Origin of the sequence: Amycolatopsis sp. WAC 01416, assembly GCF_003947485.1 — a bacterium.
In the GTDB taxonomy this organism is placed as follows: domain Bacteria; phylum Actinomycetota; class Actinomycetes; order Mycobacteriales; family Pseudonocardiaceae; genus Amycolatopsis.
The window spans coordinates 494,278-519,542 of sequence record NZ_QHHX01000008.1 but is presented as its reverse complement, the minus strand read 5'-3'; the positions used below and the strand labels follow the sequence as shown (position 1 = coordinate 519,542).

Annotated in this window: 27 protein-coding genes; 19 read left to right on the top strand and 8 right to left on the bottom strand. The window is 66.9% G+C overall.

Annotated features, from left to right (window positions below):
* Position 1 precedes the first annotated feature (1 nt).
* Complete coding sequence (locus tag DL990_RS28715) at positions 2–799, top strand: phosphate ABC transporter ATP-binding protein (RefSeq protein WP_255431394.1); 798 nt, start codon at positions 2–4, stop codon at positions 797–799.
* Positions 796–2,331 (top strand): substrate-binding domain-containing protein, encoded by a 1,536-nt coding sequence (locus DL990_RS28710; RefSeq protein WP_125800496.1) that lies wholly within the window; start codon positions 796–798, stop codon positions 2,329–2,331. The genes DL990_RS28715 and DL990_RS28710 overlap by 4 nt, the downstream gene beginning before the upstream one ends.
* Positions 2,332–2,456: 125 nt before the next feature.
* On the opposite strand, the gene DL990_RS28705 is transcribed toward DL990_RS28710, so the two are convergent.
* The gene (locus tag DL990_RS28705) at positions 2,457–3,368 is read right to left on the bottom strand and encodes an NADP-dependent oxidoreductase (protein WP_125800495.1); all 912 of its coding nucleotides are present in this window, start codon (positions 3,366–3,368) and stop codon (positions 2,457–2,459) included.
* Between the two features lie 92 nt (positions 3,369–3,460).
* On the opposite strand from DL990_RS28705, the gene DL990_RS28700 reads away from it, so the two are divergent.
* Positions 3,461–3,922: a GNAT family N-acetyltransferase gene (locus tag DL990_RS28700; protein WP_125800494.1), complete on the top strand. Its 462-nt coding sequence runs from the start codon at positions 3,461–3,463 to the stop codon at positions 3,920–3,922.
* Here the strand turns inward: DL990_RS28700 and DL990_RS28695 are convergent.
* Positions 3,900–4,853: a YafY family protein gene (locus tag DL990_RS28695; protein WP_125800493.1), complete on the bottom strand. Its 954-nt coding sequence runs from the start codon at positions 4,851–4,853 to the stop codon at positions 3,900–3,902. The genes DL990_RS28700 and DL990_RS28695 overlap by 23 nt on opposite strands.
* 115 nt (positions 4,854–4,968) lie before the next feature.
* On the opposite strand from DL990_RS28695, the gene DL990_RS28690 reads away from it, so the two are divergent.
* Both DL990_RS28690 and DL990_RS28685 read left to right on the top strand, forming a co-directional pair.
* The gene (locus DL990_RS28690) at positions 4,969–6,048 is read left to right on the top strand and encodes a winged helix DNA-binding domain-containing protein (protein ID WP_199746633.1); all 1,080 of its coding nucleotides are present in this window, start codon (positions 4,969–4,971) and stop codon (positions 6,046–6,048) included.
* A gap of 75 nt (positions 6,049–6,123) precedes the next feature.
* Complete coding sequence (locus DL990_RS28685) at positions 6,124–6,420, top strand: hypothetical protein (RefSeq protein WP_125787589.1); 297 nt, start codon at positions 6,124–6,126, stop codon at positions 6,418–6,420.
* Positions 6,421–6,437: 17 nt separating this feature from the next.
* On the opposite strand, the gene DL990_RS28680 is transcribed toward DL990_RS28685, so the two are convergent.
* Positions 6,438–7,208 (bottom strand): FHA domain-containing protein, encoded by a 771-nt coding sequence (locus DL990_RS28680; protein ID WP_125787590.1) that lies wholly within the window; start codon positions 7,206–7,208, stop codon positions 6,438–6,440.
* A gap of 84 nt (positions 7,209–7,292) precedes the next feature.
* Here DL990_RS28680 and DL990_RS28675 point away from each other — a divergent pair, with 84 nt between their 5' ends.
* Entirely contained in the window at positions 7,293–7,664 is a 372-nt protein-coding gene (locus tag DL990_RS28675; protein WP_125787591.1) for a PH domain-containing protein, read from the top strand.
* 1,278 nt (positions 7,665–8,942) lie between these two features.
* Entirely contained in the window at positions 8,943–10,097 is a 1,155-nt protein-coding gene (locus tag DL990_RS28670) for a Shedu immune nuclease family protein (protein WP_125800491.1), read from the top strand.
* Between the two features lie 21 nt (positions 10,098–10,118).
* Here the strand turns inward: DL990_RS28670 and DL990_RS28665 are convergent, their stop codons facing one another.
* The gene (locus tag DL990_RS28665; protein WP_125800490.1) at positions 10,119–10,589 is read right to left on the bottom strand and encodes an NUDIX hydrolase; all 471 of its coding nucleotides are present in this window, start codon (positions 10,587–10,589) and stop codon (positions 10,119–10,121) included.
* 10 nt (positions 10,590–10,599) lie between these two features.
* Positions 10,600–11,343: a DUF5919 domain-containing protein gene (locus tag DL990_RS28660; protein ID WP_125800489.1), complete on the bottom strand. Its 744-nt coding sequence runs from the start codon at positions 11,341–11,343 to the stop codon at positions 10,600–10,602.
* Positions 11,344–11,584: 241 nt separating this feature from the next.
* On the opposite strand from DL990_RS28660, the gene DL990_RS28655 reads away from it, so the two are divergent.
* The 9 genes from DL990_RS28655 to DL990_RS28615 all read left to right on the top strand — a co-directional run bounded on the left by DL990_RS28655 (position 11,585) and on the right by DL990_RS28615 (position 18,395).
* On the top strand, positions 11,585–11,830 hold the full coding sequence (locus tag DL990_RS28655; RefSeq protein ID WP_125800488.1) for a hypothetical protein: 246 nt from the start codon (positions 11,585–11,587) through the stop codon (positions 11,828–11,830).
* Positions 11,831–11,834: 4 nt separating this feature from the next.
* The gene (locus DL990_RS28650; protein WP_125800487.1) at positions 11,835–12,296 is read left to right on the top strand and encodes a hypothetical protein; all 462 of its coding nucleotides are present in this window, start codon (positions 11,835–11,837) and stop codon (positions 12,294–12,296) included.
* Positions 12,297–12,599: 303 nt separating this feature from the next.
* Positions 12,600–12,848, top strand: a complete 249-nt coding sequence (locus DL990_RS28645; RefSeq protein WP_125800486.1) for a hypothetical protein — start codon at positions 12,600–12,602, stop codon at positions 12,846–12,848.
* Positions 12,826–13,080: an AMED_5909 family protein gene (locus tag DL990_RS42330; protein WP_125800485.1), complete on the top strand. Its 255-nt coding sequence runs from the start codon at positions 12,826–12,828 to the stop codon at positions 13,078–13,080. Before DL990_RS28645 ends, DL990_RS42330 begins: the two co-directional genes overlap by 23 nt.
* Before the next feature lie 307 nt (positions 13,081–13,387).
* Positions 13,388–14,965 (top strand): FtsK/SpoIIIE domain-containing protein, encoded by a 1,578-nt coding sequence (locus DL990_RS28635; protein ID WP_125800484.1) that lies wholly within the window; start codon positions 13,388–13,390, stop codon positions 14,963–14,965.
* Positions 14,962–15,348 carry a hypothetical protein gene (locus DL990_RS42480; protein ID WP_125800483.1) on the top strand — a complete coding sequence of 129 codons (387 nt, stop codon included), beginning with the start codon at positions 14,962–14,964 and terminating at the stop codon, positions 15,346–15,348. Before DL990_RS28635 ends, DL990_RS42480 begins: the two co-directional genes overlap by 4 nt.
* Positions 15,348–16,967, top strand: coding sequence for a replication initiator (locus tag DL990_RS28625; RefSeq protein ID WP_125800482.1), 1,620 nt, complete (start codon positions 15,348–15,350; stop codon positions 16,965–16,967). Before DL990_RS42480 ends, DL990_RS28625 begins: the two co-directional genes overlap by 1 nt.
* A 10-nt stretch (positions 16,968–16,977) precedes the next feature.
* Positions 16,978–17,157, top strand: coding sequence for a helix-turn-helix domain-containing protein (locus DL990_RS28620; protein ID WP_007033922.1), 180 nt, complete (start codon positions 16,978–16,980; stop codon positions 17,155–17,157).
* Entirely contained in the window at positions 17,157–18,395 is a 1,239-nt protein-coding gene (locus tag DL990_RS28615; RefSeq protein ID WP_125800481.1) for a site-specific integrase, read from the top strand. Before DL990_RS28620 ends, DL990_RS28615 begins: the two co-directional genes overlap by 1 nt.
* Before the next feature lie 64 nt (positions 18,396–18,459).
* Here DL990_RS28615 and lpdA read toward each other — a convergent pair whose 3' ends face one another.
* From lpdA to pip, 3 genes are all read right to left on the bottom strand, one after another.
* Entirely contained in the window at positions 18,460–19,845 is a 1,386-nt protein-coding gene (gene lpdA / locus DL990_RS28610) for a dihydrolipoyl dehydrogenase (protein ID WP_125800480.1), read from the bottom strand.
* Between the two features lie 47 nt (positions 19,846–19,892).
* Positions 19,893–20,663, bottom strand: coding sequence for a 1-acyl-sn-glycerol-3-phosphate acyltransferase (locus DL990_RS28605; RefSeq protein WP_125788005.1), 771 nt, complete (start codon positions 20,661–20,663; stop codon positions 19,893–19,895).
* Between the two features lie 63 nt (positions 20,664–20,726).
* Positions 20,727–22,139 carry a prolyl aminopeptidase gene (gene pip / locus DL990_RS28600; protein WP_125788006.1) on the bottom strand — a complete coding sequence of 471 codons (1,413 nt, stop codon included), beginning with the start codon at positions 22,137–22,139 and terminating at the stop codon, positions 20,727–20,729.
* A gap of 38 nt (positions 22,140–22,177) precedes the next feature.
* Here pip and DL990_RS28595 point away from each other — a divergent pair, with 38 nt between their 5' ends.
* The 3 genes from DL990_RS28595 (at position 22,178) to DL990_RS28585 (ending at position 25,253) form a co-directional block, all read left to right on the top strand.
* Entirely contained in the window at positions 22,178–23,218 is a 1,041-nt protein-coding gene (locus DL990_RS28595) for a LacI family DNA-binding transcriptional regulator (protein WP_125800479.1), read from the top strand.
* Positions 23,219–23,295: 77 nt separating this feature from the next.
* A complete protein-coding gene (locus tag DL990_RS28590) occupies positions 23,296–24,447 on the top strand; it encodes a dihydrodipicolinate synthase family protein (protein ID WP_199746632.1) in 1,152 nt (383 codons plus the stop codon).
* On the top strand, positions 24,447–25,253 hold the full coding sequence (locus DL990_RS28585; RefSeq protein WP_125800478.1) for a sugar phosphate isomerase/epimerase: 807 nt from the start codon (positions 24,447–24,449) through the stop codon (positions 25,251–25,253). The genes DL990_RS28590 and DL990_RS28585 overlap by 1 nt, the downstream gene beginning before the upstream one ends.
* Positions 25,254–25,265: the final 12 nt, after the last annotated feature.

The window sequence follows — 25,265 nt, the reverse complement described above, 5'->3', positions numbered from 1 at the left end:
GGTGGCACTGACCGGCGGTCCGCCGCCCGGCGCGGCGGAACTCGAATCCCGCGAGATCGGTGCCTGGTTCGGTGACCGCTTGGTGCTCGAAGGGGTTTCGCTGCGGATGCCCGCCAAGGAGGTGACCGCGCTCATCGGCCCGTCCGGCTGTGGCAAGTCGACCTTCCTGCGCATCCTCAACCGGATGCACGAGCTGGTGCCGTCGGCGTCGCTGACCGGCGAGGTCCTGTTGGACGGCAAGGACATCTACGCCGACGGGACGCGTCCGCAGCAGGTGCGGCTGCGGATCGGCATGGTGTTCCAGAAGCCCAACCCGTTCCCGGCGATGTCCATTCGCGACAACGTGCTGGCCGGGCTCAAGCTCGCCGGCGTCAAATGCGGTGACAAGGACGCCCTCGTCGAACAGAGCCTCGAACGGGCCGGGCTGTGGCGCGAGGTCCGCGACCGGCTGAGCTCCCCCGGCGGCGCGCTGTCCGGCGGGCAGCAGCAACGGCTCTGCATCGCGCGATCGCTGGCCGTGCAGCCGAACGTGCTGCTGATGGACGAGCCCTGCTCCGCGCTCGACCCGACGTCGACCCGGCGGATCGAGCAGACCATCGCCGAGATCGGGCACGAGGTGACGGTCGTGATCGTCACGCACAACATGCAGCAGGCCCAACGGGTTTCGGACCACTGCGCGTTCTTCCTCGCGGCCGAGAACGAACCCGGCCGGGTGATCGAACACGGTCCGACGGCCACCATCTTCAACGCCCCGTCGGACGAGCGCACCTTCGACTACGTGAACGGGCGATTCGGATGATCCGGCGGCTGGCCGCGCTGGGCGGGGTCACGGTGTTGCTGTCGCTGGTGATCACTCCCGGCGCCGCGGCGCTGTCCAGGGTCACCGGCTCCGGCTCCAGCTACGTGGGCCCGGCGATGAACGACTGGCAGAACGGCGCGACGTCACGCGGTATCCCGGTCAACTACTCGGCCACCAACTCGCCCGCCGGGGTCAACCAGTACGGCGACCGGACGGTGGACTTCGGCGGGACCGAGGCCGAGGTGTCCTCGCTCATCGCGGCCGGTGGCGGCGGCCTTTCCGCGCAGACCCGCGGCTACCAGTACGTCCCGGACGTCGCGGGCGCGGTCGCCGTGATGTACAACGTGACCGACCAGGGCGGGAAGCGCGTCGACTACCTGCACCTCACCCGGGAGGTGATCGGCCGCATCTTCAGCCGGGACATCACCCGCTGGAGCGATCCGGCCATCACCGCGACCAACGGCGGCAAGCCGCTGCCCGATCAGCCCATCACGCTGGTCGGCCGGACCGGGCAGTCCGGGACGACGGCGTTGTTCTACGACTTCATCGCCCACGCCGCACCGGCCGCCTACAACCGGTTCGTCTCCCGCAACGTCGGGAACGGCATGGGGAACCTGCCGTCGGGCGTACGTCCCATCCAGCTTCCCGGACAGGGGCCGGACGCCGAGTGGTACCGGCTGCTCGCGGACTCGGACCAGATCGCGAAGTCCGTGGGTTCGGGCAGCATCCCGTTCTCCATCGCCTACGACGAATTCGCCTACGCCCAGCTCTACAAGGTGCCGGCGGCGTGGGTACAGAACGGCGCCGGCCAGTACACGCAGCCCTACGCCGAGAACATCGCGGCCGCGTTGAAGCACGCGGAACTGCGGCCGGACCTGAGCCAGAAGCTGGACAAGGTCTACTCGAACACCGATCCGAAGTCGTACCCGATCTCGGCGTACTCGTACGTCATGATGCCGTGCACCAGCGGCCGTGACACCTGCCGCGGCGGCTACGGCGACCAGGGCAAGACCGACACGATGGCCGCGTTCCTCGAGCACGTCGCCTGCGACGGCCAGATCAACATGGCCCGGATCGGCTATTCGCCGCTGCCGCCGAACCTGTCGCAGGAGATCATGAACTCGAACGCGCGGCTCACCGGGCGACCGGCGAAGCAGCTCAACGCGGGCAACTGCGGCAACCCGACCTTCCACGGCAGCCTCGGCGCCGGGGCCGCCAGCCCGCCCGACCCGCTGGTGACCGGCGGGATCATCAACCCGGACGGCAAACCCAAGGCGGGCACCGGCGCCGCCGGCCCCAACGCCTCCACCGGCCCCAGCACCGGTCCGGCCGCCGGCGACAAGACCGCGACCGCCACGGCGAACCCCGACGAGGAGTCGGCGGGCGGCGGCTCGAAGAACTGGCGGGAGGCCGCACCGGCGGCCTACGACGAAGGCGGTTTCGGCGGTTTCGGGGGCTGGGCGGCGCTGGTGCTCTTCGTGGCGATCGTGGCGCCTTTGGTGGTGCGCGGGGTGGTACGGAAGTTGCGGTAAGCGTGGGGCTCGGCACCAGCACCCTTGCCTCACCGAGTCCGTGAAGGCCTCCTTGAGGGACCCAGAGTCCCTCAAGGAGGCCTTCACGGACCGGACCCGGCATCAAACCGCAGCCGGAACGAGGCTCACGGGAAGGTCAGCACGACCTTGCCCTGCCCGTGCCCGGTCTCGATCTCCCGGTGCGCCGCCGCGGCCTCGCCGAACGGATACGTCCGCCGCACCAGGAACCGCAGCTCCCCCTTGGCGTACAACGACGCCAGCATCCCCAGCCGCTCCGCCGACCTCGTCCCGGTGACCACTCGCGCCCCCGCTTCGGGCGCGCGGGCGTGCTCGACCAGAGTGAGCACGCGGTCCGGATTCCCGACCAGCTCCAGCGACAGATCGAAGGCGACTCCGCCCGCACCGTCCAGCGCCGCGTCGATACCGGACGGCGCGAGGGTACGCACCCGGTCGGCGAGGCCGTCGCCGTAGACCACCGGTCCGGCGCCGAGCGAGCGGACGTAATCCTGGTTCGCCTCGCTCGCCGTCCCGATCACCCTCGCCCCGCGCAACACGGCGAGCTGGACGGCGGCCGTGCCCACCGCACCCGCCGCCCCGTGGACCAGCAGTGTCTCGCCGCGGGCGACCCGCAGGCCGTCCAGCGCCAGATAGGCGGTCTGCGTCCCCGCCGTGAAGCCGCCCGCGACCTCCCACGGCATCTCCGCCGGCTTCGGCGTGACGTTCTCCGCGGGCACCACGATGTACTCGGCGTACGCCTGCACGGCGGTGAAGCCGAGCACCTCGGCCCCGGCGACGAGGCCGGTCACCCCCGAACCGACCTCGTCGACGACCCCGGCGAACTCGTTCCCCGGGACACGCGGCCAGCTCAGCGCGAGCCCCGCGGGTTCCCAGCCCGCCCGCACGGCCGCGTCGTACGGCTGCACCCCCGCCGCCTTCACCCGCACCCGGACCTCCCCCGCCCCGGCGTGCGGCTCCTCCAACTCCAGCACCCGGAGCACTTCCGGGCCACCGGCTTCCGTGAACGCGGCCGCTTTCATCTCGTTCCTCCAGTTCGTCGTCTGCCCCCAGCCTCATACCTCCAGATAGCTGGAGGTCAAGAACTGTCGGTGTGACGTTCTAAGCTGCGCTCGTGACGAGCTACCGCATCTCCAGGGCAAGCGCTTCCGACGCAGTCAAGGTGACCGCGCTGATGCACGAATCGGCCGCCTATCAAGGGGAGTACGCGTCGATCCTCGAGGGTTACCGGGTCACCGAGGACTACCTCGCCACGCATCCCGCGTTCGTCGCCCACGCGCAGCGGGACGTGGTCGGCTTCTACAGCCTCATCGAGTACCCGGCCGAGCTGGACCTGCTGTTCGTCGCCGATTCCGCGCAGGGCACGGGCATCGGCGCGTGGCTGGTCGAGCATATGCTCATTCAGGCCGCGGACCTGGGCATGACCGAGATCCGCGTCGTCTCCCATCCGCCCGCCGCCGGGTTCTACGAGCGGATGGGCGCCCGTCGTGTCGGGGTCGTGCCGCCCAGCCCGCCGAAGATCACCTGGGAGCGCCCGGACCTGGTCTTCGACGTCAAGAGTCCACCGCGCGGCTGAACCGGCCGATCAGTTCGCGCAGGTGCCCGGCGAATTCCGGGGAGTCGACGACGTCGAAGTCCGTGTCGAGCATGCCCAGGTAGAGCGCCAGATACGCCAGCGTGTCCGCGCCCGCCTTGAGCAGGCAGGTCCGCTCGTCGACGGCTTCGACGACGACGGAGGGCGGCACCTTCGCCGCGGCTTCGGCGGCCGGGGCGTGCAGCCGGATCGTCGCGTGATGCCGCCACAGCGCCGCGCCCACACCACGCTGGAGGTACGCGACCACGCCGCCTTCGGGTGGTTCGCGTTCCTCGAAACGTCGTCCGTTGGGCGTACGCGGCCGCACGCGGTCCGCGCGGAACGTGCGCCAGTCCTGCCTGTCGGCGTCCCAGCCGACGAGGTACCACCGGCGGCTCATGTGTACGAGGCGGTGCGGCTCGACCTGCCGCCGCGTCTCGGACCCGTTGTGTCCCACGTAATCGAATCGCAGGGTCTCGCGGTCACGGCAGGCGTTGGCGATGACCGAGAGCACCTCGGCGTCGACCGTGGGGCCACCGCCCCGCACCGCGAGCGTCGCGGAATTCAGCGCTTCGACACGACGCCGCAGCCGCGACGGCAGCACCTGCTCCAGTTTCGCCAGCGCGCGGACCGACGTCTCCTCGATTCCCGCGATCGTGCCGCCCGCGGCCGTGCGCAGACTCATCGCCACCGCGACGGCCTCCTCGTCGTCGAGCAGCAGCGGCGGCATGGCCGCGCCGGCGCCCAGGCTGTACCCGCCGGAGACACCGGGAGTCGCGTCGACCGGGTAGCCCAAGCCGCGTAGCCGCTCCACATCGTTCCGGATCGTCCTGGTCGTGACGTCGAGCCGCTCCGCCAATTCCGGACCCGTCCAGTGTCGTCTGGCCTGCAGCAACGACAGGAGTCGCAGCAGTCTCGCCGAAGTTTCCGTCATGGATCCCACCTTGTTCGCAATCGCGGAACGAACCTTTCCGCGATTGTTCCTAAGCTAGCCCCATGACCGACATCAAGCCATTCCGCTTCGCCGTCCACCGAAAGCGCGTCTGACGATGGAACTTCTGAACCCCCGGGCCCTCAACCGCGCGACCCTGGCCAGGCAGCTCCTGCTCGACCGCGCCGTTCTGCCCGCCGTCACCGCGATCGAGCGGCTGGCCGGCCTCCAGGCGCAGGCGCCCGACGCGTCCTACGTCGGTCTGTGGTCGCGGCTACGGGATTTCGAAGTGGACGAGCTGGCGAAACCGCTGGCCGCCCGTGAGGTCGTCCGGTCGACGTTGATGCGCGGCACGGTGCACCTGGTGACGGCCTCGGACGGCCTCGCGCTGTGGCCCACCATCAAACCGGTGGTCGAGCGGGGTTTCCTCGGCCACTATTCGCGGGAGGTCGCCGGACTCGATCTCGCCGCGATCGCCGAAGCGGGGCGGGCCCTGCTGGCCGAGCGGCCCCGCACGCGCGCCGAGATCCGCGCCGCGCTGGCGGACCGGTGGCCGGACGCCGACCCGACCACCCTCGCCTACGCGATCCAGAGCCTTCTCCCCCTCGCGCACGTGACCCCGCGTGGCCTGTGGGGCCAGACCGGTCCGGCCGCGTTCGCCCTGCTCGAAGAGTGGGTCGGCGCACCGATCACCGGCGGCATCACGCTCGACGATCTGGTGCTGCGCTACCTCAAGGCGTTCGGTCCGGCGACCGTCCGCGACGCGCAGGTCTGGTCGGGGCTGACTCGTTTGAAAGAGGTCTTCGAGCGACTGCGGCCCAAGCTGGTGACCTTCACCGACGTCGACGGCAAAGAACTGTTCGACCTGCCCGACGCACCGCGTCCCGACCCGGAAACCCCGGCGCCGCCCCGGTTCCTGCCCGAATACGACAACGTCCTGCTCTCCCACGCCGACCGCGTACGGGTGATCCCGGACGGTCGCCGCGTGCCGCTGCCACCGGGCAACGGCGGCCGCCGGGGCACCCTGCTCGTCGATGGTGAATTCCTGGCCATTTGGGCGATAAAAGGGGCGACACTGACGATCGAATCACCGAAACCCTTGCGGGATCAGGATTCGATCGCCGAAGAGGGCGTGCGGCTGGTGCGATTCGTAGTGCCGGATCAGGACCACGAGGTACGTTTCGACATCGGCGGGTAACGGTCCGGCCTTTTGCCGTAACGAAGGGCGGCGTTCGGGCGAAGCATGGCGCGTGGAGCCTGAAAGGAGCGGGCCATGGGCAAGAACTACGGATTCATGACGGTGCTTGCGGGGCTGGGCGCGCTCGCGGTCATCGCGGTGGCGGCGGTCATGCGGTACCCGAACACGTCGGACGTCACGGCGGTGATCACCGCGGCGGGAACGGTGATCGGCACCGTGGTGGGTGCCTTCTTCGGCGTGAACGCGGCCTCGGCGGGACGCGTGAAGGCGGAGGAAAGCCGCGATCAAGCGACCGCGGCACTGGTGAAGGTCGCGGGCGAGGCGGACAAGGGCAGCGACGTCGCGAAGGCGGCGATGGAAGGCGTGAGCTGACAGTCCTCTATGGACACTCAGTCGAGCGCGTCGAGCAGGGCGAGGTCCGGCGGGACGAGCGTCGTGGACAACACGAGCTCACGCAACAGGTTGTCGTTCAACGCGTTGCCGACCGGTTCGCCGACCTCTTCGCGCCGCAAACCGTAAACTCCGCCGGCGGACAACCGCCCCCGGACGTCGATGACGACGTGCTCGACCCGGCGGCTGGTCCATGTCTCGCCAGGACGGAGTTCGGCGAGGATCTCGGCCGTCTGCTGACGGGACAACGGCTGCGGATTGAGGTCGTGCAGGAGATAACGCTGCCCGAAGACGACCAGGACCAGGCGTTCTTCCGCGCTGAGGCGCCAGCGGCGGGGCGGCACGGTGACGTCGTCGTGCCGGGTGGCGGGCTGCCCACCGTCGGGACCGGCGACGTACAACTCGAGCAGATGCTCCCGCCTGCCCGAGCCGCGGACGAACAGCGGCGTGTACCCGTCCGACAGGGGGATCGGCTCCTCGCCGCGGGAAAGCCAGCGGGAATTCGGCATCCGGATGGGCAACTGGCCGGTGTTGCTGACCCACCACCGCCCGCCGGTGAAGTTCAACAGCCCGTGCCTGCGGCTGACCTGCACGTCGTTCTCGCCCACACACACGTCGACCTGCGGCCGATTCCGCCCGAAGGAGATCTCGCCGCCCTCACCGGGATCGACGGACACCCCGCCCGCCAGCGCGAGAGCGAACACCGCGCCGGGAGCCGACGGGGGCACGCCGAGCGCCAAACTCTCGTGCGTCGTCGTGAGCCGCTTCATCGTGCCTCCTCCAGGACCCGGGCAGTATGCGGGACCCCGCCGGGGACGGGTCCCCGTGTCGCGTTCATCCGTATGTTGGACTACATGATTGACTTCTCCAAGGACACCGTCTTCAAGCTCACGCCATGCAAACCGAAGGACATCGCGCCGACGGTGCAGCCGATCATCATCCCCGGCGAACAGATCATCTCCTCGTTCAAGGCGGTGCGCGACTTCGTGGTGTTCACGAACAAGCGGCTGATCGCGGTGAACGTCCAGGGCATGACAGGCAAGAAGAAGGACTTCACTTCGCTGCCGTACAACAGGATCCAGGCCTTCTCGATCGAAACCGCGGGCACCTTCGACCTCGATGCCGAGCTGGACCTCTGGTTCAGCGGGCTGGGGAACGTGCGGCTGGAGTTCCGCGGGTCGGACATCCGGGCCATCGGCCAGCTGATCGCCACGCACACGCTTTAGCGTTTTGGCGTTGACGATGTGGGAATCGGGACGTTGAGTGTCCCGATTCCCACATCGTCGGGAGCCTTGGCTTGATCAACGGAGGATTGGGGACGTTGAGCGTCCCCAATCCTCCGTTGATCCAGGTCGTGCCGTTGAGTGGGGAAGATTTGGGACGTTGAGCGTCTCAAGGCATGACCGCCGCTCATAGCCACCGGCCTGCGCGGCAGGGCTGGACACTTTCGCCCCGACCGACGTCGGACGGCCTGGCGCTCGCCCGGTGCGGACAGTGCCGGGGGGGTCGTGAGTGTTTGGGTCGTTAGAGCCAAGGGTGTCTTAGGTACCTATGTGGTTCCGGCTGCGGTTGGTGCCAGGCCGGTCCGTGAAGGACCCCAGTCAGGCTCACGTGAGCTTTCGCGGTCGTGGGGATGTCGTGAAGGGCCCCTTTGAGACGTTGAAGGTCTCAAAGGGGCCCTTCACGACACACCGGCCCGCCTCAGCCCGGACCGAGGCGGCCCCGCTGCCACGGCCGGGCAGGAACGCCACCGTGAGCCTCAGCGCCACAGCGACAGCACGTGAAAGACCCCATCCTTGCGCCTAAGTACAGGAAGGGGACCTTCATGAACTTCAAACCAGGCATCACGCAAGAAACGCCGCAGGTCACGCAGTACGTACCCAAGAGGAAGCTCGCCACAACGACCCAAAACACTCACGAGGACCTACATGTTGATCTTTTGAGTCCCCGGCTTTTCTGACGTGGGCATGATCGCTTCTTCTGACCTCTGACCTGCGCGGACAGGGCTGGACGCTTCTCGCGTGTTCTCACCCCTACCCGACGTCTGACGGCCTGGAGACGGCCTGGCACTCGCCCACTCCTCCCCCATCTCCCCGATACGAAGCCATCCACGCGGCCGTCGCGTCGAGTCAAGGCACGCTTTCCCGCCTTGACGCGTCGTGGCGGCCGTTGTGACGATCTGGCATCGGGGCGGTGGCTCCGCGTAACAGCCGTTAGGCCGTTTGCGACCTCTGAGCACGATCGTCTGTGCGAGGAGGCCGACGTGCTCTTTGGCGTACATGCGCGCCGCTGGCGGCGGCTACACCTGTCCACGGCTTCAGCGGGCGCACCGCCCGGCCGGTGGGCGAAGCGGAGCGGCAGCCCGCCGTGTCGGGCAAGGTGCGCCCGCAGGCGAGACGCGGACGCAAGGTGACCAGCGCGCCGCCGACGGCGGCGCGCCTTGATCCCATAGAGCCAAGTTCGGCAATGTTCAACTAGATACGATCGTGGAATCGGATGCATCGATGACCGAAGAATATGTAACCGTGCGCTCCACTTCCAACGTTAGCGCTGACGTTCACCCCTTACCCCTTCGGCAAAGTGAACGCACGCGCCTAGTCTTTATACCCACTCTGGTAGACAACGAGAACGATCCACAATCTCCAGTAAAGGCAACCTTCGCCTACCAAAAAAAGAAGACGGAGGACGCCTGGGAGGCCGAGACAGCAATCAATCTTGCAAGCCTACACAGCGGAGAAGGCGTAAAACTTGCACTAAGCGCAGAGGAAACAGCGAAATTATACATGTACCTGCAGGCGCTATACGATCTACATGATGCACGAGGAATTCGAAACGGGAGACGGCGATACCTACTTGTCGATACCGAGAAGCCAATGGCACAAGCGCTCGAAAAACTCCAGAGTTCCAGTTCTGCTGAGTCTATTTCTGCCGCTTTCGACTGGTTTGCGGCACAAGATGAGGACGTTCTAACAAAATACTTCAAGTCATCACCAGGCGAAGTACTTTCATCACTCGACAAAGCCCTTGGAATCAGCCGTATTGAGCGATTTATTGAGCGCGCAAAGGCGCTCATGTCCAGCGACAACGAGAGCGCATGGCAGACGCTGCTACAGGAAGAGAACTGGGCGGTCAGTCAGGTTTTCGCGGACCCAGTCGTCATCGTAGGAGAAAAGGTTTACGTAGGAGGGAAGGACTACACGAGGAAGAAGGGAAATGAGGCAGACTTTCTTTACCGCAGAGAAATCAGCGACGACTGCCTGATAGTTGAGATAAAGACACCGAAGACACCACTACTGTACACCAAGAAAGAGTACAGAAACCGCGTCTACAACATAGATAAAGAACTAGCTGGCGCCACACAGCAAATCAGGCAGTACAGCTACTCCCTAAGTGAATCCTATAGGCAAATCGCAGATCAGGACGATCCAGAGTTTCGCGCCTTTGCCCCAAGGCTACTTCTAATTATCGGCTCCTCAAGCTCGCTTGAAAACGTTACCCAGAAGAGAAGCTTTGAGTTTTACAGAAAGAATCAGCATGACGTACAGATCATCACTTTTGACGAACTGATTCGCAAGGCAGAGGCGCTTCTTGATCTTCTAAGTTCTTCGCCAGACACCTCAAGCGAACCAACGAGAATGATTAACTTCAATTCATATTGACCGCAAAGAAGCCGGGAATTCCTAGCTAAAGTACGGTCCAGGATGCGGCTCCAAAGCATTCTTGAGGCGCAACGATATGGAGGGGTGAATATTAACCTCTCCCATTTTGGAAGGACTCATCCAGAGAACTTCTTTACTCTCAGAACTCGTGCGCAAAGCACCTCCAGTCATAGTGGCACGGAAGCAAATCGAGAACTCCTGCCGCACTTCACCATCGTCGTAGGCGATGACGTGGTTCGGGTTCGAGTACAGGCCGATGACCCCGGTCACCTCGCACTCAATACCGGTCTCCTCGCGAACCTCCCGCACGGCGGCCTGCGCCAAGGTCTCACCGAGTTCGAGCTGTCCACCAGGGATCGAGTACAGGTCGTTGTCGGTGCGCCGGATCATGAGGATGCGGCCTTCGTCGTCCTGGATGAACGCGGATACCGCTACTGCGATGCTGTTCGCCTTGGGGGCGTTCGGGTCGTTGTAGTAGTCGACGCGTGCCATGCGTGGCCTCCTAGAAGGTGGCGGGTTTGGCGAGGTTCCAGACGGCTTCGAAGCTCTCCGAGTAGGTCTCGAAGAGGTCCCCGGCGGATAGTCGGCGGAGGTGCAGGGATGGGGCGTGGGCTCCCTGGAAGCCGTAGACGTGCGTGTTGATGATCATTTCGTCGTCGAAGCGGAAGATCGAGTTGTAGAGCGTGGTGTTGTGGAAGCGCATCTCCACCCCGTCTACCCCGATCAGCGGCCGGTAAGACGCCAGTGCGTTGCGGATACGCGCCGCAAGTGTCCCGTCGCCTAGCTGCTCCTCGTCCCCGCGCAGAGCGACACTCTCCCCCTCTGGATCTCCGAAAATCAGCCGAATCTTGGCCCCGGCCTGGGCTTTTGCCGTCAGGTCCTTGATGAACCGCGGGCGCTCCACCAGGAACAGCGCGGCGTGGACCAGAACTTCGACGGTGCCCGACGCTTCCTTGATCAGCCGGTCCCACAACTCGACGGGGATGGCGTTGCGATGCGGGAACACGCGCACGACCTCGGCGGCAGCCGTCTCGGCCTTGCGCTCCGGGGCCACCGAGTCCGGCCATAGATAGGTCTCGGACTCGCGCGCCATCGCGGCGATCTTGTGACGGTGCTTCGGGTACGGCGTCCGCCCCTTGGTGATCCACCGTTCCACGGTCTTCTGATCGACCCCGGTGGCGTCGGCGACTTGTTCCAGCGTGAGGCCGTTGCGCAGCAGGGCGTCCCGCAGGCGTTCGTTCGGCATCCGCCCTCCTAGGGACTTTTAGGGACGTCTTCGACCGTACCAGGGACGTCCCTAGATGTCCTGCCAGGTGGTGATCACGTCCCGCGTTTTGGCGGAGATTAGGTGCAGGTTGCCGGGGAGTCGCCCCAGCACCGAGACACCAAGAGGGAGGCAGGCATGACGACTCCAACCGCCAGTCGGGCAGCGTCCGCGCGTAGCTCGGGAACGTGGACAGCTCGCCGGTTCGTGATCTGAGCGCCCGATGCGCGACACGGTCCAGATCCACGTCACGGCAGACCTGCCGATCCGCGTCCGCGCGCTCACCTACGCCAACCGGGCGGAGATCCGTTTCGGCAAGGCGTTCCCCGTGGTCCTGCTCGTCGATTCCGACGCGATAGCGGTGCTGGGGAGAGAACTCGCAGAGGTACAGGCCGCACTGAGCGCGGCTGCCGCAAGGGGCAAAGACGGCGACGAAGTGCCGACAGACACAGACAAGCAAGGGAACTAACGACATGGCTATCTACAAGGGACACCGTTTCGCCATCGACTTCGACGAAGCGTTCGGACAGGGCCTCGTGATGGTCGGCGAGGTCTCGCCGGACAACGAGTACCAGTCGCGGGAAGACCGTGCTGCGGGTCGTCCGGCGCGTCAGCGGGTCGACGAGGTGACGGGCAAGCGTCAGTGGAAGGCCACCGTGACCGACCCGGACGAGACGAAGGCGAAGCGCGCTTCGTTCGAGATCACGCTGCTGGCCGACGTTCAGCCCGTTCCGGCTACGTCCGAGGTCCTGCCGGGTATGCGGCCGATCGAGTTGGAGGGCCTGACGGCTGAGCCGAAGGTGGCGGGCCAGGGCGAGTTCAAGTACCAGTCCTACCTGTTCCGCGCGACCGGCTTCAAGGCTGCGATGGGCGGTGGCGGATCCAAGTCGGGCCGGGCCTCCGCCGCTGCCGAGTCAACGTCCAAGGCGGCGTGATGACGGGCGGGGCGCCGGGGAGCCAACGGGTTGCCGTGGCTTCCCCGCACCTGGTCCAAGCCTGGGAAGCCGCTTACCGCCACTACAGCGCGATGACACAGCGAACTGCCCAGAGCGGGAATGCCCTGGCGGCGCATGACATGGCCGTCGCTTCCTTCGCGGTGGCGTCGGCGTGGCGGGATCTAGCGACTCAGGGCCAGTTGCCCTGGTGGGTATTGGCAGCGGTGACGGCGGCGGCCGAGGGATTCGAGGACAACGCGCGATCTTGGGAGCTGCGCGCTTACAGCGAGGAAGGGCACAGCCGTGGCGTTCAACGCGATGTGGAAGCCGGGACGGCAGGCGGTCGCGGGAATGCAGGGCAATGGTTCGGCGAACCCGGCCTTGGTGATCTACCTGGACCCGGACAGCTTGGCGATTCTGCCGCCATCCGATCCGGCCGAGTGGCCGGAGTTCATCCGGCTCCTTCGCCAAATCCGCGACAGCGCGGACGAACTGGCCGTGTTTCTCGGCAAGCACGCGGTGGTGCGCAATGACGACTCCGGGCCGGAATGAGCCGCAGACCCTCAAGGACGCGCACCTGGTCGCTTCCGCTCGTCGGCCGAGGCCTGGGTCGAACCGGTCGACGTGGTTGAAGTTCCACAAGGAGAACGCGCGCATGTATCAGGCCGTGTCCGATGTGGACCGCGCTCACCACCACGAGCTCAAGTACTGGGTCGGCTATGAGGAGCGGAAGGCCGAGGAGGTGGCCGCCCAGATCCAGAAGGAGAAGTCGCAAGCCAGCTAGAAACTGAACAACAGAGCAAAAACGCACGCGGGGACGTGCGGCGTACAAACACGTCCTCATGCGGTCTTCTTGTCCTGTAAGGCGCAGAAGCGGAATCCGGCTACCAACCTTGCCGCTCCTGCGCTGTCCACAACCTCTGGAAGTGAACAATGACAACGCTAAACGATGGCAACAAGCGTGCGCTAGACGGGGTCACCCGAACGCGCTGCGCACTCTGTAAGCGGTTCGCCAAGCTGTTGCCCGGTGAGAACGAATGTGCTCCCTGCCGGGGAATGCTCCCGCTAGACCTGACCGGCGGTGGTCGCCGATGAACACGAACGGAATCGGTTTCCTTCTTATCGGCGGCGGCGTGCTCGGTGTGGTGGTGTGGATGCTGCACAAGCTCGGACGCGCGCTCGCCACGATCGCGGAAGTCCTCGCCGCCGCTGCCGTGGTCTTCATCGCCTTATGGTCGGCCGTGAAGTTGTTGATGTGGCTAGGAAAGCAAGTCTTCACACACTGGCGGACCAGTCTCGGCGTCCTTGCCTTGGTGGCCTGGTGGCAGTGGCTTGGCTGGCTGTCGCTGGCCGTAACGGTGGGTTCGGTCGCGGTGGTCCTGGTGCTGTGGCGGCTGCTCGACGTGGTGTCGTTCGACCGGTGCTGTGGCCGGTTCCTGCGGGCGTGGTGGCTGCGCTGGTTCACCTACGCCCGGAAACTGCCGGGCTGGCTGCACGCCTGCGGTCTGTCCATCTCTGACGGCACCGTGCCGGTGGAAGTGACCGTGAACCTGGTCGGCCGTCGCCGGAAGGCGGTCTCGCGCACTGCGGGCGGCGGTGCTGCGGTGCAGGTCCCGAAGGTGCTGGGCGTGAAGTCGGGGCCGTCGTGGGACGAGGTCCGCGTCCGGCTCGTGCCCGGTCAGAAGCCGGAAGACTTCGACGACGCCGCCCGTGCACTGGCCGTTGCCCGCAAGGTCACGCGGTGCCAGGTGCGGGAGCTGGAACCCAACGTCGTCTCGCTCGACTTCCAGCGCCGCGACCTCCTCAAAGCTTCGGTGGACTGTGCGGAGCTGCCCGAGCTGGCAGCCGTCGTCGCGGTGGATCTGCGGCGGGTGCTCGCCGGACGGACCGAGTACGGCAAGGACTGGCGGCTGCCCTTGACCGGTCCGGGCGCGCACATGCTCGTCGCCGGTGCCACAGGGGCCGGGAAGAACTCGGTCATGTGGTCCCCACTCGTGTCGGCCGCCTCGGCGATCCGGGCCGGGACGGTGCGCGTCTCGGGGATCGACCCGAAGGGGATGGAACTGGCCTACGGGCGGGGGATCTTCGCCCGCTATGGCGTCGCGGGGAAGGAAGCGATCGAGGTCCTGGACGACCTGCTCGGCGGTCTTGAGTCCCGCAAGCGCGAGTTCGCCGGACACACCCGCAACGTCCCGATCTCCACCGATCACCCCTTGGAGATCTTGGAGTTCGACGAGATCGGCGCGCTCACCAAGTACACCGACCGCAAGACCCGCGAAGCCATCGTCGAACGGGTCGCGATCCTGACCACACAGGGCCGGGCGCTGGGCTACACGGTGCGCGGATACGTCCAAGAGCCGACAAAAGACACCGTTCCGGTTCGGGAGCTGTTCCCCCGGCGGGTGTGCCTGCGCGTTACTTCCAAGACTCACGTCGGGATGGTCCTCGGTGATGGCGCGTACGAGCGCGGGGCGTGGGCCAACCGGATCGAGGAGTCGGCTGCGGGCGTCGGCTACATCTGGGGCGAGGGCATCCGCGAACCGCTGCGGGTCCGTGCTGGCTGGGTGCCGGACGAGACGGTCAAGGCGCTGGAGACCTACGTGACCAACGGCGGCGCCCATGTCGTCGACCTGGCCACCCGTCGCGGTCCTGAGGGGGTGGCGGCGTGAACCGGCTCATGGTCTTCCTCGACGCGATCCGCGATCACCTCGACTCGTTCGCGCTTCCTCCGGCGGCCTCGGTTCGGGTTGGGGTGGGGCCTGATCCGATCACTGTGCAACTCGACTCCCATCGGCTTGAGGACGTGGCTCGCAGCTTGCTCACGTGGGCCAACTCCTTGGAAGACGTGAAGGCGTCCCTGTGGCGTCCGGAGCATGGCGGGTCTGTGCATCTGGAGCTGAGCGGCCGTACTCCCTGCGGCATCCCGGTCGTCGTCTACGGCGGCGTCTGGTTCGACGACGCGACCTTCCCGGACTTGCCTGCGGGGATGCGGCAGGAGATGCCGGTGTTCGTGCTGCGGCAGTGGCACACGCCTGGGGAGGTGGCCGCCTGATGAGTACCAATGAAGCCGCGGTGACCATGCCGGCCAAAACCCGGGCCGCTCGGATGAGGGAACCACTGGCCTCGGACGTGGTGAAAGCGACGGCGGAGAAGCACGGCGTGTGTGTCCGGCCGTTCACAATGGAGGTTGGGGACACCGACACCGGAGAACTCCGGTACGTCCCTGTCCCGTGTGGCTCCACCGTCGAATCGGTGTGCCTGCCCTGCGCTCGCAAGGCCAAAGCGCTCAGGCAGGTTCAGTGCCGTGAGGGCTGGCACATGGCCGAAGAACCTGACTTCACCGCAGAGCCACCGAGTGAGGTTCAGACGGAACTACTGGCATTCCGGGCTGACCTCGTCGCCGCCTACCGTCAAGAGACCAACCAGGCCGAAGCCGAGGAGCTGCGGGCGGAGATCGAGGGCGTCGACGAGGAACTTCGGCAACTCGGGATGCGCGGCCGTCTCCCGTCGATCGACCTGCCCGCGAAGAAGGCGGTGAAGCGCTCGACCAAGCGGCGGCAGGACGCGCCAAACCTGCCTCGGCGCAAGGTCGCCAAGACCACGGTCGGACGGGAGTATGCGGGGCGGTTCCGGCCGTCGATGTTCGTCACGCTCACCTGCGACACCTACGGCCCTGTTCGGTCGGACGGCGCTCCTGTCGATCCGTCGACCTATGACTACCGGCGGGCCGCTCGGGACGCGGTCCACTTCTCCGCGCTCGTGGACCGGTGGTGGCAGAACCTCCGGCGGGTCGTCGGCTGGGACGCGCAGTACTTCGCCACCGTCGAACCTCAACGGCGGGCGGCTCCGCACCTGCACGCAGCTATCCGGGGGTCGGTGCCGCATGACGTCATTCGGCAGGTGACGGAGGCGACCTATCACCAGGTGTGGTGGCCCAACCATGACCAGGTCGTCTACGTCGACCGGCTGCCGCTGTGGGACGGCGACCGCAGGGTGTTCGTCGACCCCGACACCCGCGAACCGCTGACCGACTGGGACGACGCGGTAGAGGCCGTGGAAGACCCGGCGCACGTGGTCACCTTCGGCCGCCAGGTCCACTCCAAGGGCATCCTCGGCGGCTCGGAAGAGGCCGGACGCCACATCGGCTATCTGACCAAGTACCTCACCAAATCCACCGGCGAAGTCGTCGAAGCCGACACCGCACGGCAGAAGGCTCACCACGACCGGCTGCACGCGGAACTGTCCGTGACACCCTGCTCGCCTCGCTGCGCGGTATGGCTGCTGTACGGGATCAATCCCAAGGGCGCCAACGGAAAGACGGCTCCGGGGCACTGCAAGGGGCGGGCGCATCGGCGGACCACGCTCGGCCTGCCCGGTCGGCGGGTGCTGGTGTCACGCAAGTGGTCGGGCAAGACGCTCGTCGACCACAAAGCGGACCGCAAGGCGTTCGTGATCGAAGCGCTGGCGGCCGTGGGGATCGAGAAACCAACACCCGATCCGGCTCGGCTGGTCTGGCGCAAGGTCGACTCCGGCGACCCCTCCGTGCCACCACGGGACCACCTGGTCATGCACGCCATCGCCGAACGCATCACCTGGAAAGCCGAGTACGACAAAGCACTACTAGCCGCGCAGAGTCCGCCAGATCTTTCGGCAACTCCACTCGCGGCCTAAGGGGGAAGGCATGGACAGCATCGATCCACTGTGGTCAGTCGAAGACGTCGCGGACTACCTCCGCGTGCCAGTGAAGACGCTCTACCAATGGAAATGGCTCGGCGAGGGGCCGCCGGTACGCAAGATCGGCCGTCACCTCCGCTATGACCCGACGAAGGTCCGGGCCTGGGTTGCCGAGGAGGCCGCCTGATGGGACACATCCAAGATCGCTGGTACAAACCTGCCAAGGACGCCAAGGGGAACCTGCGGCTCAACGCTCGGGGGCGGCCGGTTCTGGAGAAGACCGAACTGTACGGCGTCGGGATGCGGTACAAGGTTCGCTACCTCGACCCGGATGGTAGCGAGCGGTCGAAGTCCTTTCCGGACAAGCAAAAGAAGCGCGCCGAAGACTTCCTCATCGAGATGGAGTCGGACAAGCGCGAGGGCAAGTACATCGACCCTCGCGCGGGCCTGGTGCTCTTTGAGGTCGTCGCACAGAGCTGGCTAGACTCGCAGACGGTCGACTACACCAGCCGGGAGCGCTTCGCGACGCGCGTCAACGTCCACCTGCTTCCGTACTTCGGCAAGAAGGCGGTCGGATCGATCCGACCGAGTCACATCCAGACGTGGTTACGGAAGCTCCAAGATGCCGAAGCCTCGGAGACGTCGCGGGCGCTCTACTTCGGGCACCTGGTGTCGATCCTGAATTTCGCGATGGCGGACAAGAAGATCTCGGAGAATCCGGCGCTGTCCAAGGTGATCTCGCGTCCGAGGGCGAGTCGCAATCAGGTCGTGCCCTGGTCTCGCAAACGTGCTCGGGGCGTGCGGGACAACCTTCCGAGGCGGTACAAGCCCGCTGTCGACGTCCCGGCCGGTCTGGGGCTGCGGAAGGGTGAGCTGTTCGGGTTCTCGCTCGATGACATCGACCGGAGCAAGAACCTGGCGTACATCACCCGACAGGTGCGAGTGGTCGCCGGGAAACCGGTGTTCGCTCCGCCCAAGGGCGGCAAGTCACGTGAGGTGCCGATCGGGCGGAAGCTGCTCGGTCTCCTCGACGAGTACGCGGAGGAGTTCCCTGCGACCGAAGTCACGCTCCCCTGGTCGCATCCGGGCGGCGAACCCACCACGGTCCGCCTGCTCATGGTCAACGGGTACGGGCGGGTCTTCCGGGCGGAGTGGTTCCGAGTGAACTTCTGGCTGCCCGCGCTCAAGGACGCCGGGGTGGAGAAGCCGACTAGGGCGGACGGCGTGCACGCGCTGCGGCACCTCTACGCCTCGGTACTGCTCGACGCTGGCGAGTCGATCAAGGCGCTGTCTCAGTACCTCGGCCACACCGACCCCGGCTTCACGCTCCGGGTGTACACGCATCTGCTGCCGAGTAGCCACGCTCGGACACGGAAGGCCGTCGACGACTTCTTCGACGACACGCTCGGCGACCAGGCCGCATGACGGCCTGGCCACGGCCTGACACCTGCCCTGACCCGCGAACCCGCAGGTCAGGGCAGGTTCGCGCTTACATGTTGATCATATGCCCGGCAAGACCGTGCACGGCTTCCTTGACCGCTTCCCCCAAAGTCGGGTGAGCGTGCACGTTCCGCGAAATCTCGTGCACCGTCAGGTCCCACTGCTGCGCCAAGGTGAGCTCCGGCAGCAGTTCGGTCACCTCGGGGCCGATCAGGTGCGCGCCCAGCAGCTCGCCGTGTTCACCGTCGCTCAGGATCTTCACGAAGCCGACGGCCTCGCCGAGGCCGTGTGCCTTTCCGTTGGCGGTGAAGGGGAACTTCGCCACCTGGACGTCGAAGCCCTTTTCGCGGGCCTGTTCTTCGGTCCAGCCGAAGCTGGCGATCTGCGGCTGGCAGTAGGTCGCGCGCGGGATCATCACGAAGTCGAGTTCCATGGTCTCGGCGCCGGCGATGGTTTCGGCGGCGACGACGCCCATGGACTCGGACGCGTGCGCGAGCATCAGTTTCGCGGTGACGTCGCCGATCGCGAAGATGTGCGGGACGTTGGTGCGGCCGCGCGAGTCGATGGCGATGGCGCCGCGGTCGGTCAGTTCCACGCCGGTCTTGTCCAGGCCGTAGCCCTCGACCCGCGGCTGGAAACCGATGGCCTGCAACACCTTGTCCGCTTCCAGGACGCGTTGCTCGCCGTTCTTCGACACGGTCACCAAGACCTGCTCGCCGGTGTCGTCGATCGTCTCGACCTTGGTGGAGGTCAGCACCTCGATGCCGAGCTTCCGGTAGCGGCGCGCGAGTTCGGCGGAGACCTCGGCGTCCTCGAGCGGGACCACGCGGTCGAGGTATTCGACGATGGTCACCTTCACGCCGTAGTTGTGCAGCACGTAGGCGAATTCGACGCCGATCGCGCCCGCGCCGGCGATGATGATGCTCTCCGGCAGTTCGTTTTCCATGATCTGCTGTTCGTAGGTGACCACGCGGTCGCTGCGCGTGGTTCCCGGCAACAGGCGCGCGGTGGCGCCGGTGGCGATCACGCAGTTGTCGAAGGTGACCCGCTCGCCGTTGACCTCGATGGTGTTGGCGTCGACGAAGGTGCCGTGCCCGTCGTATTCGGTGATCTTGTTCTTCTTCATCAGGAAGTGCACGCCCTTGACGCGACCGTCCGCGACCTTGCGGCTGCGGTCGAAGGCGGCCTGGTAGTCGAAGCTGACCTTGCCTTCGACCTGGATCCCGAATGATTTCGCCTCTTTGGTCACGATGTGCGCGAGTTCGGCGTTGCGCAGCAGTGCCTTCGACGGGATGCACCCGACGTTGAGGCAGACCCCGCCCCAGTATTTCTCCTCCACGACCGCCGCGCTCAGCCCCAGTTGCGACGCCCGGATGGCGGCCACGTAACCGCCGACCCCGGCGCCCAGGACAACGACGTCATAATGTGCGCTCATACTTCGAAACCTACCCCTGACCGGGACGATCCGAAGGGTGAGACTGCCTACTCAGGGCGGGAGCCGCGGATCCCGATCAGCAGGTCGGTCACCGCGGTCATGATCCGTTCGGTCGCCTCCTCCAGCACCTCACGCGACGGTGTGTGCGTCACGAGGTCCGAGAGATCCACCGGCGGACCGGCGACCAGGTTCACGGTCTTGCGTGGGAAGGCGCGCGGGAGCACGGCGTCGGACGGCAGCAGGTGGTGCGTGCCCCAGTTCGCCAGCGGGATCACCGGGACCCCGGTCTCCAGCGCGATCCGCGCGATTCCGGTCTTGCCGCGCATGGGCCACCCGTCCGGGTGATCCGTGAAGGTGGCTTCCGGGAAGATGGCGACGCATTCACCCTCACGGACGGCTTTGACGGCGTCGCGGTACGCGTCCGACGCGGTGGCCGCCCCGCGGTAGACGGGGATGTGCTTGCCGGAGCGCATGACCGAGCCGATGACGGGCGCGTCCCACAGACTCGCCTTCGCCAGGTAGCGCGGCACGCGGCCGTGTGCGAGGCAGTACGCCGTCACGGTCGTCGGGTCGGCGAAGGACAGATGGTTCGACGCGACCAGGAAGCCACCCGACGCGGGCAGGTGCTCGCCGCCGCGCACCCGGAACCGGGTGAACAGCACCAGGAACGGCCAGACGACGTTGATCGCGAGGCTGTACCAGGCGCCCCGGCCGGCGCGGGCGAAGCGCCGGCCGAAGGCGATCATCTGGCGGAACGTCAGCAGGTCACCCGAAACGGGGCTCAGCGCGGTCCAGCGTTCACGGGGTCTCAGCACCATGGACGTAATTCGTAGCCGAACCAGGCCCGGTTCGGCTGAAACCACGCGCGAACGCGGCGCGGATCACACGCGCTCGAGGACCACCACGGGGATCTCACGGTCGGTCTTCTTCGCGTACTCGTTGTAGTCCGGCCAGACGGCGGCGAGCTTCTCCCACAGCTTCGCGCGCTCCTCACCCTCCAGGGTCCGGGCCCGCGCGGTGAACCTGTCCGCCTTGACCTGGGCCTTGACCTCGGGGTTGGCCTGCAGGTTCTTGTACCAGCCCGGGTCCTCCGGCGCGCCGCCCTTGGACGCCACGATCACCGGGTTGCCGTCGTCGTCGAACTGGTAGATCAGCGCGAACTTGCGGTCCTCGCCGGTCTTGCGGCCCTTGGTGGTGAGGACGAGGCAGGGCGCGCCCTTCTCCCAGTCGTGGCCCACCTCGCCGTCGGTCTCTTCGTAGCGACGGACGTGCTCGTCACCGAAAAGCATGTCTGCGTTCCTCTCCTCGTCCTGGCGTGTACCGGCGCCCTGCCAGTCTGACGCGAATCGGTCGGTCGCGCTGATCAACTCGTGCAGGGTGCCGGGCTCGTCGAACGCGTGACCCGAGTCGCCGACCATCTTCAGTTCCGCGGTCGGCAGCACCTGGCTGAGCTCCCACGCGGTGATGGCCGGGGTGACCACGTCGTAGCGTCCCTGGACCAGAACGCACGGGATGTCCCGGAGCTTCCCGGCGTCGCGCAGCAGCTGGTCCTCGGCCAGCCAGCCGCCGTGGCGGAAGTAGTGGTTCTCGATCCTCGCGATCGCGAGGGCGAACGAGGGATCGGTGAACCCGTCGATCACCTCGTCCCGCGGGCGCAGTTTGACCGTTTCCCCCTCCCAGCGGCTCCACGCGATCGCGGCGGGCCCGTGCACGGCGGGATCCGGATGGCTCAGCAGTTCGTGGTACACCTCGATGAGGTTCTCCTGACGGCGCGAGAACGGCACCGGCGCCAGGAACCGCGACCACGCCTCGGGAAAGAGGTACGCCGCTCCTCCGCCGTAGAGCCATTGCAGTTCCTTCACCCGCAAGGTGGCCACGCCGCGGAGGACGAGTTCCGTGACCCGCCCGGGGTGGGTTTCGGCGTAGGTCAGCCCGAGCACACTCCCCCACGAGCCGCCGAACACCATCCAGTGTTCGATGTCGAGATGCTCGCGCAACCGCTCGATGTCGGCGACCAGATGCCACGTCGTGTTGACGATGAGATCCGCTTCCGGCGTGGCGCAGTTCGGCGTGCTGCGCCCGCAGCCGCGCTGGTCGAAAAGCACGATCCGGTACCGCGCGGGATCGAACAGTCTGCGATGTCTGGCGCTCGAACCGCTTCCGGGGCCGCCGTGCAGGAAGATCACCGGCTTGCCATCGGGGTCGCCGCATTCCTCCCAATAGATCTCGTTGCCGTCACCGACAGGCAACATCCCTTGGACGTAAGGTTCGATTTCCGGATAAAGGCCGAGCATGTCCGCCACTATGCCCCAAACGCCAGCTTGGAGGATCGATGAAGGCCCGCCCCCACGTGACGCTGGAAGATGTGGCCCGCACCGCGGACGTCTCGCTCGCGACCGCGTCCCGCGTACTCAACGGCACCGCCACCGTCCGAGGGGATCTCCGCGAACGAGTGATCGCCGCGGCCTCCGACCTGTCCTATACCCCCAATGCTCACGCTCAGGCATTGGCCGGTGGCTCACAGCCCACCGTAGGCGTGATCTGTCACGACGTCGGCGATCCGTATTTCGCCGCGATCGCCGGCGGGGTCATGCGGGTGGCGAGTGAAAACGATCTTCTGGTGATGCTCGCGAGCACGTTCCGCGATCCGGCCAAGGAGGTCGCCTACGTTTCGACGCTGCGTGCCCAGCGCGCGTCGGCCATTCTGCTGATCGGTTCCGCGTTCGAAGACAAGGCGTGGGAAAAGGCGATGGCCGCCGAACTCGAACCGTACCGGCGCGGCGGCGGGCATGTCGCCGCGGTCAGCAGGCACCGCGGGCTCAAAGTGGACACCGTCCAGCCCGACAACCGGGGCGGCGGCGCCGAACTGGCGAAGGCACTGCTCGGCATGGGGCACCGCCGGTTCGCCGCGCTCGCCGGGCCGAGGAGCCTGACCACCGTCGTAGACCGTCTCGACGGTTTCGCCGCGGAACTGCTGGCGCAGGGCGTCGAGCTGGCCGAGGACGACATCGCCGAGGCGGCGTTCACCCGCGACGGCGGCTACGAAGCGATGGAGAAGATACTCGCCCGGCCGCGGAAACAGTGGCCGACCTGCGTGTTCGCGGTGACCGACGTGATGGCAATCGGCGCGATGTCGGCGTTGCGCGACGCCGGCGTCTCCATCCCCGGCGAGATGTCGATCGCCGGTTTCGACGACATCCCGGTAGTGCGCGATCTCACGCCGGCGCTGAGCACGGTCGCGCTGCCGCTGGAGAAGCTGGGCGAACGGGCCATGGACCTGGCACTCAAGGCCGCCCCCGGCACCCGGCCGCGGATGGTGCGGATGTCCGGCGAGGTCGTCCTGCGTCGCAGCACCGCCGCTCCCGCTCGCTGAAACCCTTGTGTGCGGCCCACGAGGTGACTTAACGTGGCACGAGAAAGCGCTTTCTCACCCCGTGCCACGGAGACCCGATGACCTTGATCGCCCTGCCCACCGCCGACGGCGGCCTGGTGGAGTGGACGCCGCGAGGGGCGGAAACGCCCGCGAAACCGGCCTCGCCGCCGACCTCCCGGATCGCTTACGCGGCAGCACACGTCGTCGCCGACCCGCTCGCCCCCGCCGATCCCGAAGAAGGCGCCGTGCTGGACTGGGACACCACGCTCGCCTTCCGCGAGCACCTGTGGTCCTGCGGTCTCGGCGTGGCCGAAGCGATGGACACCGCGCAGCGCGGGATGGGCCTGGACTGGGACACCACCAAGGACCTCATCCGGCGCACCGGGGCGCTCGCCGCCGGACGGCCGTGGGTGGCGGGCGTCGGCACCGATCAGCTTCCCGACGGGGAGACCACCGCCGAGTCCATTGTGGACGCCTGGCGCGAACAGCTCGACCTGGTCGGCGAGGCCGGGGCGATCCCGGTCGTGATGGCCAGCCGCGCGCTGGCCGCGTCGGCGTCCGGCCCCGCGGATTACCATGCCGCGTACGGGAAACTGCTCTCCGGCGCCGACCGTCCGGTCCTGCTGCACTGGCTGGGCGAGCAGTTCGACCCGGCACTGGCGGGGTACTGGGGCCACGGTGACGTCCGTGAGGCCGCCAAGGAACTGGGCAGGCTCTGTGCCGAGCACGCCGACGTGATCGCCGGGGTCAAGGTCTCGGTGCTCGACGCGTCGATCGAGACCGAGTTCCGCCGGGCGCTACCCGAAGGCGTCAAGTGCTACACCGGCGACGACTTCAACTACCCGGAACTGATCGCCGGGGACGATCAGGGCCACAGCGAAGCACTTCTGGGCATTTTCGACGCCGTCGCGCAGGTCGCCGGCGCCGCGCTCGCCCGGCTCGACAAAGGCGACAAAGCGGGTTTCCACGGCCTGCTGGACCCGACGGTGGCGCTGAGCCGCGCCATCTTCCGTGCACCCACCAGGAACTACAAGACCGGTGTCGTGTTCCTCGCTTACCTCAACGGGCACCAGGAGCACTTCCGGATGGTCGCCGGCCGCGAGTCGGCCCGGTCCATCACGCATCTGGCCGAACTGCTGCGCCTGGCCGACGCCGCCGGGGCGCTCGCCGACCCGGATCTCGCCGTCGCGCGGATGCGTCCGCTGCTGGCCGCGGCGGGGGTGGCCTGATGGACCGGTTGAGCCTGAACCAGATCACCACCAAGGCGTGGTCGCTGCCGGAAGCCGTCGCGGGCTGCGCCGAGGCGGGGGTCCGCTGGATCGGCCTGTGGCGGGACAAGGTCGCCGAGACCGGCGTCGAAGAGACCGCGCGGCTGCTCAAGGAGTACGACGTCGGCGTGTCGTCGTTGTGCCGTGGCGGTTTCTTCACCGGGGTCACCCCGGAAGGGTCTCCTGTGGACGGTGTCGCGCAGACCAGGGAGGCGATCGACGAAGCCGCCGCGCTGGGCGCCGACGTCCTCGTCCTGGTCGTGGGCGGGGTGAACGGCGACCTGGCGTCGTCGCGGCAGCGGGTCGCGGACGCGGTCGGCGAACTGGCGCCGTACGCCGGTGCGCGCGGGGTCCGCCTCGGTCTGGAACCGCTGCACCCCATGCAGTGCGCCGAACGTTCCGTCCTGTCCACTGTGGAGCAGGCGCTGGCGATCGCGCTGGAACATCCGGCCGAGCAGGTCGGCGTGATCGTCGACGAGTTCCACGTGTGGTGGGATCCGCGGATCGAGGAGTCGATCGCCGCGGCGGCCGGGCGGATCGCCGGCTTCCACGTCTGCGACCAGAAGGTGCCGCTGACCGACACCCTGCTCGGCCGGGCGCTGCCCGGTGACGGCCCGATCGACCACCGGCACCTGAAGGCCTGCGTCGAGGCAGCCGGGTACACCGGGCCGATCGAGGTCGAGGTGTTCGACGCCGATCTCTGGCGCCGTCCCGGTGGCGAAGTGCTCGCGGAGACCATCACGGCCTACCGGGACCACGTTTCCTGACGAAAGTAAGGG